The following is an 11,928-nucleotide window of genomic DNA, read 5'->3' as shown; positions in this document are numbered from 1 at the left end:
ATCACGGCGGGTGCCTCAACGCGGCGGCTGGGAACGTTCCCGCATCCCACCTCACACAGGCACACATCGCCGAATCCCGTCACGATTCGACCTCATTCGTGAACGTTCTCGGGACTGGAGGCAGGCCCAGCGCAGGCGGCCGACGGCTGAGAATCTGCACGGGCGAGCAGGAGGGCACCCGGCGAAGGATCAGCGGGACGAAGAGCCAACTCAGAGATCACCGTGAAGCCGGCGTCGCGCATCCACTGTCCGACGGTGTTCGGATGTCTCAGGAAGCTGTCGAAGCTGACGGCCCGTCCGGAATATCCCCGTGACGTGTGTTCCGCACCGTCGCCGACGTGGAACCCCACGAGCAGCAGTCCTCCGGAACGCAGAACCCGTCTGAACTCGGTCATGACGTCGGGCATGGCACTGTCGGGAACGTGCACAATCGACCAGAAGGCGACGATTCCCGCCAGCTGTGCATCCTCTGCGCTCAGCTGCGTCATCGTGCCGATCTCGAAATGGCATGAGGGATGATCGTGGCGAGCGATCTTCAACATTTCAGGAGAGATGTCGATGCCGAAGGCGTTCACTCCCAGATCATTGAGATAGCCGGTCACGTAGCCCGTGCCGCAGCCGACGTCGGCCACGCGTTCTCCCGTGTCCTCGCCGATCAGCTCCGCGAAGACGCGCAGACTTGCCCGAAGGTGGGGGCTGCCCTCGAGCAGCCCCTCCACTTCGCGGGCGTAGCTTTCGGCGTCGATGTCGTAGCCCCTGTGGATATCGTCCAACCAGCTGGAGTCGGAAGATGGGACGTCGCCGACGCTTCCGACCGGACCGGTCGGTTGCCGCAGGTGAGTGAGCAGTCGGGGAATCACTGTGCTCCACTGGCTCGGAGGAGGAGCTTCGTGGCCCGTTCCCTCGAGCATGAGAATGTCGCAGTGGGGGATCATCTCGGCCAGTGCCCGACCATGTGCTGCGGGAAACAACGGGTCCGCGGTGCTGTGGATGACAAGGGTAGGGGCGGCGATAGCGGCGGGATCGACATCGGGGCCCGAGGCGACGAGGAAATGATTGGTCATCGACGATTCCATGTCCGTGGTCCGGTCAACCTCAGTTGCGGCGATCTCCCGAGTGCGGCGGACGTCGAATCCCGACGTCCCAGCATACGAGCGTTCGACGTTGACTCGATGGTCGACGACGGCGGCCCGGTCGCACCAGTCGATGTTCGGGGGATCTGCGGCGAAGGTCGATTGGACTTCGGCTGTCGGCGGCGGCAGATGTCCAGGGTCTCCTCCAGCAGGCGAGGACTCCATGAGCGTCAGGGTGCGCACCCGCTCGGGGAATCTGACAGCGATGACCTGGGCTATGCCGCCTCCCATCGACAGTCCGATGAGATGAGCGCACGCGATTCCTAGCTGGTCGAGGATGCGAAGGGGATCGGTGACGAGATCCTCTCCTGTGTACCTCGGGTGACCGGGCGAACTCGCAGTCGACCGACCGGTGTCGCGATGGTCGTAGCGGATGACCTGAAAGCCGTGCCCACTGAGCGTCCGGCAGAAATCGGGCGTCCACCAGTCCATCGACTGTCCGCCACCGGCGATGAGCAGCACCACTTCATCCTGGCACGCCCCGAATCGATCCACGGCCAGCTCGATGCCGTCGAACTTGACGAGCTCCACCAGACGCCCCTGTCGGAGATGGATGAGAATAAGACAGATCCTACACCGCGTTCACGCCCGCGACCGCGCCAGCAAGTAGACGAAGTACGGGGCGCCGATGAGGGCGACGATGAGACCGGCCGGAATCTGCGCTGGAGCGATGACCGAGCGCCCCAGCGCATCGGCGGCGACGAGGCCTATGGACCCGACGAGCATCGCCGTGGGCACCACCCGGATATGGCGGGCTCCGACCAGAGCACGTGCGGCGTGCGGGGCGACGAGGCCGATGAACCCGACGACGCCGACGGCCGATACGCTCACCGCCGCGAGCACGGCAGCGGTGATGAGGACCGCGAGACGTACCGGTTCACGCGCAACTCCGACCAGCCGTGGGGTGTCATCATCAAGCGCGAGCAGGTCGAGCTCGCGCGTCCACACGAACGCCACCGGTACGGCGACGAGCAGTGCGAGGGCAACCGGAGCGATATCGGCCCACGTTCTTCCGTACGTCGACCCGGAGAGCCAGGTGAAGAGGGCCGGAGTGTCCCATGGGTTCGCTCGGACGAGGAACAGTGTGGTCAGGGCCGTGAAGCCGAACCACAGCCCGATGCCGATGAGGACGAGGCGGTCCGTGTTCATCCCGCCCCGCCACGAGAGTCCGTAGACGATGGCGAAGGCGACCAGGGCGCCGACGATGCCGACCGCAGAGACGAGGCCGACCCCGGCGCCGGGAATGAGGGTGACGACGATGACGGCGCCCAACCCGGCCCCACCGGTGATGCCGAGCAGGCCGGGTTCGGCCAGGGGATTGCGCGCGCTGGCTTGGACAAGGGTGCCGGAGAGTCCCAGCGCGGCACCGGCGGCCAGGGCAGCGGTGACCCTCGGCGCTCGTGAGTCGAAGGCGAAATCGATGACGGGTGCCGCCCGGTCCTGGAACCACAGCAGCACATCGCCGAGGAGGTAGAACCGTTCCCCGGTGAGCAGACCGGTCACGGCGACGAGGATGAGGACCACGACGCCGACGCCGATGACGAAGCCGGCCCGTCGCGGACCGACCACGGTCGAGTTCGCCGCCGAGGTGGCCGCGGCCGGTGATGCCGTGCGCATTGATCGCGCCAGAAGAACGAGGACGACCGCCCGAGCACGGTCGTCGTCACACCTGATGGCAGGGTGATCGCCTCGTTGGCACCGACGATCGCGCGCAGGAGGGCATCGGCGACGATGACGATGATCGCGCCGATGAGCCCGGCGGACGGAAAGAGCACGGCATGACGCCCGAAGCCCGGTACGACGCGGGCAAGGAGTCGGGCGATGACCGGGGCACAGAGGCCGACGAAGCCGATCGGGCCGGCCAGGGTCACCGCAGTGGCGGTGAGCATGACAGCGAGGAGGATCCCGATGGCCCGCGTCGACCTGACCGGAACCCCGAGCACCGAGGCGGCATCATCGCCGAGACCGAGCAGGTCCAGACGCCTCGACAGCAGGATCGCACCGCCGGCGATGACGGCGATGACGGGAATGCTGCGCAGGGCTGCGGTGCCGTCGAGCTGGTTGAGAGTGCCCGAACCCCAGGAGAAGAGACTCGTCGTCTCTTCGGCGAAGAGGATGAGCAGAGTCGACGTCGCCGCCTGCAGCGCCATCGCCGTGGCCGTGCCCGCCAACACGAGCCGAGTTGTCGAGGCTCCTGCGCCTCCGGCCAGGCCGAGGACCAGGGCTGCGGCAAGCAGGCCGCCGAAGAAGGCGACCCCTCCCGAGGCCCAGATCGGAATCGCAACGCCGAAGGCAGTGACCACAGTGACGGCGAAGTACGCACCACCGGTGACCGCCAAAGTGTCCGGCGATGCCAAGGGGTTGCGCGCCAGCGATTGGAACAGGGCGCCGGCCACACCCAAGGCGAGGCCGACGAGGATGCCCGCACCCACGCGCGGCAGCCGGGATCCCAGCAGGATGTCACGGGCGCTTGGGCCATCCTCGGCGGGGGAGAGCGTGCCGGTCACGGCCGTGAACAGTTCCCTGATGCCGATGCCCGAGGTTCCCTGCGTGATGTGCCAAGCGGACGCGATGACGAGGACGACGACGAGTCCGAGCAGGGCGGCAGTGGTCGAGAGGGCACCGACGGCACCGCGACCGCGGACCGGAACCATGGCCGGTTCCGGAGCCGCGGTCGTCTGTTCGGAGGTCATCCGGCGGGTCAGGGGAGTGGTCACGGATTACTTCGTCAGAGCGTCGACGTAGGCGTCAAGGGCCTGCTCGGAGGACTTGGGTCCGCCGAAGGTCCAGATCCCCGAAGGGAATGCCGTGGTGCGGTCCTCTTTCACAGCGGGGATGTTCGCCCAGATGTCGTTCTTCTTCAGCAGCTCCACATAGTCCTCGGACTCTGGGTCGTCGGTTCCGGTGTAGAAGAAGTTCGCGTCGCCGACCTTCGAGATGCCTTCGATATCGGTCTGGCCGAGTCCGTAGGCGGGGTCGACCTCACCGGTCCAGGCGTTCTTCAGCCCCAGCTCCTCACCGAGTTCGCCGATGAGCGAACCCTGGCCGAAGGGACGCAGCGCCACATTCGAACCGTTGACCCAGCCATCGAAGTAGACGAATTCGGTGGTCTCCGGGTTCGCCTCGGCGATGGCCTTCTTCGATTCTTCGAGCTTCTCATCGAAGTCGGCGAGGACGGTTTCGGCACGTTCGGTGCGACCGGTGGCTTCGGCGACAGTGGTGAACGTGTCCTTCATGTACTTGACGGGATCCTCTCCGTCGGCGCCGGCCATCGCCATCACGGGGATTCCCTGGTCCTCGAGCTGACCGACGATCTTGTCCTTGCGGTTCGTCGTTTCGATGATGACGAGATCCGGGTCGGCCGACAGGATCGATTCGACATTGGGCTCTTGGCGTGTGCCGACGTCGGTGGTCGACTCGGGCAGCTTCTCCGCTGTGTCCCAGGTGGTGAAGCCCTTCGCATCGGCGACTGCGGCGGGGTCTACGCAGAGGGAGAGCAGATCCTCGGTGTACTGCCATTCGAGGGACACGACCTTCGCTGCCGGCTTGTCCAGCTTGATCTCGTGACCGGTGTCGTCGGTGACCGATACCGGATCCGCCGAGGTGGTGCTCGAGTCGTCCGCGCATGATGCGGAAGCCTGCGACTTCGTATCAGCGGGAGCATCCGTGTCGGTCGTCCCGCACCCGGTGAGAGCCAGTGTGCAGATTGCCGTTGCCGAAGCGAAAGCGGCGAACGAGGTGCGCGACAGAGGTGGTGTGGTCATGGTCTTCTTTCTGTGGGCCGATCGGTGATCGGGATTGAGGCGATGCGATATCAGGGTGTGAACGTCATGGGGTTGAGGGCGGGCGCTCAGAGGGTGGCGGCCGGGCGGCGGGACCGTCGGTGGAGGGCCTCGATCCGGACCAGGCCCGTGTCCGCGTCGATCCGAGTCGTGATGGGCAGCCCGTAGACCTCGCTGAGGACCTCGGTTGTGAGCACGTCCTCGCAGGTGCCGACCGAGCGGATGCGGCCCTGTTCGAGCAGGACGACGTGGTCTGCCACGGTGGCCGCGTGCTCGAGATCGTGGAGGACGACACCGACGGCGATGTCGTGGTCATCGGCGAGTTCGCGCATGAGGTCGAGGATCTCGACCTGGTAGCGCAGGTCCAGATGGTTCGTCGGTTCGTCGAGCAGCAGCACGCCGGTGTCCTGCGCCAGGCAGGTCGCCAGCCATACGCGTTGGAGTTCTCCGCCGGAGAGCTGGTCGACCGGGCGACCGGCCATCGCCGTGGTTCCGGTCAGCGTCAGCGCACGATCGATCGCACTGTGATCGGCCTCGGTGAGTCCGGCGAAGCGCTTGCGGTGCGGGTGGCGGCCGAAAGTGACGATCTCACGGACGCTGAGGCCCGACGGGTGCGGGCGCGACTGGGACAGCAGGGTGACGAACCGGGCGAACTCTCTGGCCGTCAGATTGCTTGATGGAGTATCTGCGTCCGCCTCGGTGATGACGACGTCGCCCGAGGTGATCGGGTGCAGACGGGCCAATGAGCGCAGGACGGTCGACTTGCCCGACCCGTTGGGTCCGAGCAGGGCGGTGACCCGTCCGGGGACGATCGTCAGGCTCACGTCATGGACGACCTCGGTACGGTCGTAGCCCAGATTGAGGCCGGTGGCTGTCAGTGCAATCGCGTTCACAAATGATTAGCCTAACCTAAGTCTCGATTTGAGGGTATGTATGTGGGGCAGATCACTTGAGTCAGTGCCTGCCGATAGGGTGAATCTGCGACCGTAAGATGGGAGCGATCGAGGAGGGACAGATGAGATTCATCGCCACGGGCGACTGGCAGCTGGGTATGACCGCGCACTACCTCAGCGAAGAAGCGCGACCGAGGTTCCACCGCGCCCGTCTCGACGCAGTCGCTCGCATCGGTGCGCTCGCCGTCGAGGAAGGTGCGGAGTTCGTCCTCGTCTGCGGAGACGTGTTCGAAACGAACCAGCTTGACCGAGCGATCATCGCCCGCACCTTCGAAGTCCTCAATGCGTTCACCGTGCCAATCGTGTTGCTTCCCGGAAATCACGACCCTCTGGATGCCGCATCTATCTATGACTCCCCGGCCTTCTCCTCACGGGTGCCCGCCCACGTGCACGTCCTGCGCAACAGCGACCCCTTCACCGTCGTCCCCGGGGTCGAGATCATCGGCGCCCCCTGGTCCTCCAAACATCCCCAAGGTGATCTCGTCGCCGCAGCGACGAACGATCTCGGAGAGGTGGCCGCCGGTGATATCCGCATCATTGCCGGCCACGGGGCCGTGAGCACCCTCGACCCGGACAGAGAATCGTTGGCGACGATCGATACCGATCATCTGCGGGCCCTTCTGGATGAGAACCGTGCCCAGTTCGTCGCTCTCGGTGATCGGCATGCGACCTTCGACGTCTCTGACCGAATCTGGTACCCGGGAGCACCGGAGGTGACTTCTCGGCGTGAGACAGACCCGGGCAATGTTCTCCTTGTCGATATCGACGCCGACACTCACCACGCCGAGGTCGAGAAGATCCACGTCGGCACCTGGGCCTTCACCGTCATCGAAACCGACCTCAACTCTGCCGAGGATGTCACCGAGTTCGAAGAGCGGATGAGCTCCATTCCTGATAAGGACCGGACAGCGGTGTGGCTGATCCTGCGCGGCACTCTGCCGACGGCAGCGAAGGCCCGCCTCGATGAACAGCTCGACCATTTCTCCGACCTGTTCGCCCTCGTCTCGCTCTGGGAACGGCACATGGACTTGGCCGTCGTCGCCGCAGACGAAGACTTCGCCGATCTCGGACTGAGCGGATATCTGCAGGAGACCCTCGACGAACTCTCCGCACGAGCCGCTGCAGACGACGAGTCAGCAGTCACGGCTCAAGACGCACTCGGTCTGCTCTTCCGATTCGCAAGGAGCGGTTCTTGAGACTCCATTCCATTCGCCTCATCAACTATCGCGCCATCAGCGACGCCACCGTCGACTTCAGCTCCGGCGTGACGATCGTCGAGGGACCGAACGAGGTCGGGAAGTCCTCGATCCACCAGGCCATCACACAGCTGCGGGAAGACAAGGACAGCTCCCGCAAAGCCAGTGTCAAAGACACCCAGCCAGTCGGCTCGGACGTCGGTCCGCAGGTCGAACTGCACCTGAGCACCGGGGACTACGAGGTCCGGTACGGTAAACGCTGGATCAAACAGCCCTTCACCGAACTGAGCATCCTCAAGCCTGTGCCTGAACAGCTCAGCGGCAGCGAAGCACACGAGCGCTTCTTGGCGATTCTGGATGACACCGTCGACGTCGACCTACTCGACGCGCTCGACGTCGCGCAGGGCCGCAGCCTCGATCAGGCGTCCTTAGCCGAGATCAAGGCTCTGCACGGTGCTCTGGGTGAGGCAGGGGAAGAGCCGGCTGACCACGACGCCTTCTTGGACAGAGTCAACGCCGAATACCAGAGATTCTTCACGGCCAAAGGCAAGGAGACGGGTGAGCTGCGTAGGCTCACGGAGGAACTGCCCGGCGCGGAAGAGCTGTATCGTGAGTTGGAGTCTCGCAGCGCCGACATGGACGGACTCGTCGACCGGCATGCTCGAGCAGCTGAGAGGCTGAAGAGCGTGCGCACCCAGCTGGAATCGGCAGTGACCGAACGAGAAGACGCCGAAGCTGCCGTGCAAGCCGTGTCCGGGCTCAAGAACGAACTCGATCGAGCTCTCGAACGCGCGAGTGCCGCACAGAGAGAACGTCAGCGTGCCGAGGAAGCTCTCGACCGCCGCCGGACACTCATCACCGAGACAGCCACGGCCGAAAAGGCGGCCAAGGCTGCCGACGATGCCCTCGAGAAGGACACCGCGACTCACCAGGAAAAGGACTCGGCTCTCGCCGAAGCACAGAAGAGCCTGGAGGACCGACAGACCGAACTCGTGAGCGCCCAGGAAGAGGCGAAGACCGCATCTGCTGAACTCGCTCGTGCCCGCGCACGCAAAGAGGTCGAGGCTCTGCGGAAGAGACTTGCCGATATCCGCGAACAGGAGCGCAGAGCCGTCGAAGCGAAAGCGACGATCGGGTCGATCGCTGTGACCGCCAAAGACGTCGAGAAACTCGGCGGACTGTTCACCGAGCTGCGCATTGCGCAGAACGCGAAGACCGCGGCCGCCGCACAGATCGTGGCTCGCCGGCTAGGCCACACCTCCGTGAGCATCGACGGCGTGGACGTGCCGAAGGATTCCGCTGAGGAATTCGCCGTCACATCCGACCTGCGGATCTTCGTCGACTCCGTCGTCGACATCACTGTGCGTCCGGGACAGTCACCGGCCGAGCTCGACCGGGAGCTCGAATCCGCGCAGAACTTGCTCGACACCGAACTCGACCGGCTCAGCGTGACCACGCTTGAACAGGCACGAGAACGCAGCGAGGTGCGCACTGATGCCGAGGCCGTTTTGGCAGAAGCTACGTCGACTCTGCGGGTACTCATCGGTGACGATGACCGCGACGAACTCGATGCCGCACTCACCCGAGCTGAACACGTGGCGGGGGACCCCGCCGATACGAGCGAAGCTGCCGCGTCGATCGATGACCTCGAAGCACGAGTCGAATCGACGACGGCAGCCGTCGACGACGCGACTGCACTCGTTGAGACGGCCAGAACCGCGCTCGAACGTATCCGTGCCGACCGAGACGAAGCGCGAATGGCGGCCGTGCGCGCGCAGTCGACGCATGAGCAGGCGGCGACGACGCTGCAGAACCTCAGCACCCGCCTGAACACGGACAGGGAAGCGATTTCCGATGAGTTCCTTGAGGAAGCCCTGAGCGCCGCAGCGTTGGCCCACACAGGGTTGGACGACGAGGCCGAAGCCGCACGGTCCAACTACGAAGCCGCCGACCCCGACACCCTGGAGATGCGACTGCAGAACGCTCGTCAGCTTGTCGAAAGCAAGCAGAAGCAGCAGGAGAAAGACCGGCAGGAAGTCGACCAACTCTCGGCTCTCATCGATGATCGTGCGGCCGAAGGCATCTACGACAAGCTCAAGGTCGCGGAGCAGAACGTCGAGTCCATCCGATCCAAGCTGACTCGCGTGCAACGTCAGGCGAATGCGATCCGGCTGCTGCGCGACACTGTGCTCACGCGCAAGGAAGAGGCTCAGCGGAGGTACGTGGCCCCATTCAAGGAAGCGATCGAGAAGCTGGGACGAGTGATCTTCGGCCAGGGGCTGTCGGTGGAGATCTCCGAGGATCTCGAAATCGTCTCCCGCACTCTCGACGGACGAACCGTCGCCTTCGACGCGCTCTCCGGCGGGACGAAGGAACAGCTGGCGCTCATCGGCCGCCTCGCTGTGGCCACCCTCGTCGATGCGGAAGCCGGCGCGCCAGTCATCCTCGACGATGCCTTCGGATTCTCCGATGAGCAGCGCCTGGCCGCCCTCAACGTCATCCTCGGCAATGTCGGGCGCACCGCTCAGGTCATTCTGCTCACCTGTCAGCCCAATCGCTTCGCCTCCATCGGCGGCGCCGAAACCGTCAGCTTGAGCTGAACCGCAGCCATCTCACCTGAGTCGCCGAGGTTCGAAGGCTCCGTCGGCAAACAGCCGCAAACTGGAACTGCTCGCAGCTTGATTCCCTCGCATCTGGCAAGGAGGCATGAGCTATCCTGAGGCCATGAGCGAGAAGACCTATGCCGATGAAGTCATCGTCCGCTGCTCCGGCGGCGGATACTATCGCACTCGCTGGATTCCGCTGGTCTCTTTCAAATCGATCCGCTTCGGTGCGTACCGCTTCCAGCGTTGCCCGGTCCATGGCCGCTGGGAGATGGCAGGAATCGTCGAGGAAGCCGACCAGACTGCTGCGATCATCAGCGAAGCAGACAAGCACCCGGCATCACGCGTCCCCTGAACACCGTGGTCGTTGCCCGAATGAAGGAGTTGCGGACGTTCCGTGCGGGATTCTGCTTAAAATCCGGCACGGAACGTCCGCAACTCTAGGCAGCCGCCCTCAGTCGGCGGGAGCTGCTGACTTCTCAGCGGCCTCTTTTGCTGCTCGGGCGGCTTCGACGGCATCGGCGCGGATGGTCCGTCGCAGGATCTTACCGGAACTCGTCTTCGGCAGCTGATCGATGAACGTCACCTGGTGCGGAGCCTTATAGGAGGCGAGCTTCTGCCGGCAGAATGACATGATGTCCTCAGCGGTCGCCTCGGCGCCGGGCTGCAGGGTGACGAAAGCCGACACATCCTCGCCACGGTAGTCATCGGGGATGCCCACGACAGCTGCCTCCTGGACGGCCGGGTGCATGTAGAGCACATCCTCCACTTCACGGGGCCAGACCTTGAACCCGGAGGCATTGATCATGTCCTTCTTCCGGTCGACGATGAACAGCCACCCGTCTTCATTCATGAACCCGACATCGCCGGTGTGCAGCTCACCGTTGGGGATCTGCTCGGCGGTGGCCTGCGGATTGTTGAGGTAACTGGAGACCACCTGCGGTCCGGAGATCGCAACCTCTCCGACCTCCCCGGGGCCCACGGGCTGACCGTCATCATCGAGGATGCGGATCATGGTGTCCGGCTGCGGCAGACCGCAGGCGAGGTTCCCGTTGTCCGGGTCGACCGGGGCTTGGAATCCATGCGGCACGGTGGCGACCTGAGCGCAGGTCTCCGACAGGCCGTACCCCTGACCGACATAGATCTCGGCTCGCTCTTCGAACTTGTTGACCAATCCTTCGGGCAGAGGTGCGCCGCCGGACATGAGAGATTTGAAGGATGCGAACTTCTCGGCGCTGAAGTCGGGGTGCGCCATCATCGCCGTGTAGATCGTGGCCGGGCCGGCCATGTACGCAGGCTTCTCCCGATCACACAGGGAGATGAGCGAACCGGGCTCGAAACGATAGTTGAGGATGAGCCGGGCACCGCCGGCCACGGCCGCCAGGAACTGGCAGATGAATCCGGTGATGTGGAACAGGGGAGCCAGTGAGACGTAGCCGTCACCGGGGCCGAGGATCGGATTGCGCAGGCAATAGCGCGAGTTGCTCGAGATATTCGCATGGGTCGCAGCCGCTCCCTTCGACCGTCCCGAAGTGCCGGACGTGTAGGCGATGAGACCGAGGTCCGACGGAGCGGGGGAGCATGGGGTGAAATCGGTATCGAGGTTGTCCTCCACCGCCTCTGCGAACGCAAAACGTCCTTCGAGCGGCGGCAGGTCCTCGAAGCCCGGCAGCTTGTCGAACATTGCGAAGATCGGTTCGGGGCCATCCGTCTGGAAACTGCGGTCATCGCTGAGCACGACGAGTGGCACGTCCGCTGTATAGTCCTTGACCCGGTCGAGATATGCGGCCTGAGAGACGACGAGTCCCTTGACCCCCGAATCGGAGAAGATGTGCTCGAGCTCGCCGCGGTACATGGGGTTGAGGGGGACGACGGTGCCTCCGGCCTTCCAGATCCCGTAGGCGGAGATGACGAACGCTGGGGTGTTCTGGTCATAGATGCCGACACGGTCGCCGGGCTTGATCCCGTGGGCCGAGAGGAACGCGGCGAAAGCTGTAGACCACCGGTCGAACTCCGCCCAGGTCAGGGTGAATCCGTAGTAGTTGATGCCCTCCTCGTCGCCACGGGCGTCGACTGTGTCAGCCAGGTCGGCCAAGGGCGTGGAATCCGGCAGCACATAGGGCTCCTGAGCGAGATCGCCCAAAGTGGTGATCCATGGGCGATCCTCAAACCAATTGTTCGTCATTGAACATCCTTTCGCAGGCGGTACCGGGCCCGTGCACACTGCTGCGGGCCCAGTGGGGTCTCACTGTATCGCGGAA

The 11,928-nt window shown here is 64.4% G+C and carries 7 protein-coding genes and 1 pseudogene; 3 read left to right on the top strand and 5 right to left on the bottom strand.

Features of this window, described 5'->3' with window-relative positions:
* Window positions 1-92: 92 nt before the first annotated feature.
* The 4 genes and pseudogenes from BLU88_RS18415 to BLU88_RS14185 form a co-directional block, all read right to left on the bottom strand.
* Entirely contained in the window at window positions 93-1,664 is a 1,572-nt protein-coding gene (locus BLU88_RS18415) for an alpha/beta fold hydrolase (protein ID WP_197678142.1), read from the bottom strand.
* Between the two features lie 51 nt (window positions 1,665-1,715).
* Window positions 1,716-3,787, bottom strand: a pseudogene (locus BLU88_RS19185) (iron ABC transporter permease).
* 66 nt (window positions 3,788-3,853) lie between these two features.
* On the bottom strand, window positions 3,854-4,897 hold the full coding sequence (locus BLU88_RS14190; RefSeq protein WP_092015249.1) for an ABC transporter substrate-binding protein: 1,044 nt from the start codon (window positions 4,895-4,897) through the stop codon (window positions 3,854-3,856).
* An 86-nt stretch (window positions 4,898-4,983) separates the two neighbouring features.
* Window positions 4,984-5,808 carry an ABC transporter ATP-binding protein gene (locus tag BLU88_RS14185; RefSeq protein ID WP_092015246.1) on the bottom strand — a complete coding sequence of 275 codons (825 nt, stop codon included), beginning with the start codon at window positions 5,806-5,808 and terminating at the stop codon, window positions 4,984-4,986.
* Window positions 5,809-5,930: 122 nt separating this feature from the next.
* On the opposite strand from BLU88_RS14185, the gene BLU88_RS14180 reads away from it, so the two are divergent.
* From BLU88_RS14180 to BLU88_RS14170, 3 genes are all read left to right on the top strand, one after another.
* A complete protein-coding gene (locus BLU88_RS14180; protein WP_092017519.1) occupies window positions 5,931-7,064 on the top strand; it encodes a metallophosphoesterase family protein in 1,134 nt (377 codons plus the stop codon).
* The gene (locus BLU88_RS14175; RefSeq protein WP_092015243.1) at window positions 7,061-9,664 is read left to right on the top strand and encodes an ATP-binding protein; all 2,604 of its coding nucleotides are present in this window, start codon (window positions 7,061-7,063) and stop codon (window positions 9,662-9,664) included. The genes BLU88_RS14180 and BLU88_RS14175 overlap by 4 nt, the downstream gene beginning before the upstream one ends.
* A gap of 106 nt (window positions 9,665-9,770) precedes the next feature.
* The gene (locus BLU88_RS14170) at window positions 9,771-10,022 is read left to right on the top strand and encodes a hypothetical protein (protein WP_092015240.1); all 252 of its coding nucleotides are present in this window, start codon (window positions 9,771-9,773) and stop codon (window positions 10,020-10,022) included.
* Window positions 10,023-10,121: 99 nt separating this feature from the next.
* Here BLU88_RS14170 and BLU88_RS14165 read toward each other — a convergent pair whose 3' ends face one another.
* Window positions 10,122-11,852 (bottom strand): class I adenylate-forming enzyme family protein, encoded by a 1,731-nt coding sequence (locus tag BLU88_RS14165; protein ID WP_092015237.1) that lies wholly within the window; start codon window positions 11,850-11,852, stop codon window positions 10,122-10,124.
* Window positions 11,853-11,928 lie beyond the last annotated feature (76 nt).

It is taken from the genome of Brevibacterium siliguriense (genome assembly GCF_900105315.1).
In the GTDB taxonomy this organism is placed as follows: domain Bacteria; phylum Actinomycetota; class Actinomycetes; order Actinomycetales; family Brevibacteriaceae; genus Brevibacterium; species Brevibacterium siliguriense.
Note: the sequence above shows the minus strand (reverse complement) of the source record. Positions and strands in the feature narration are given on the sequence as shown.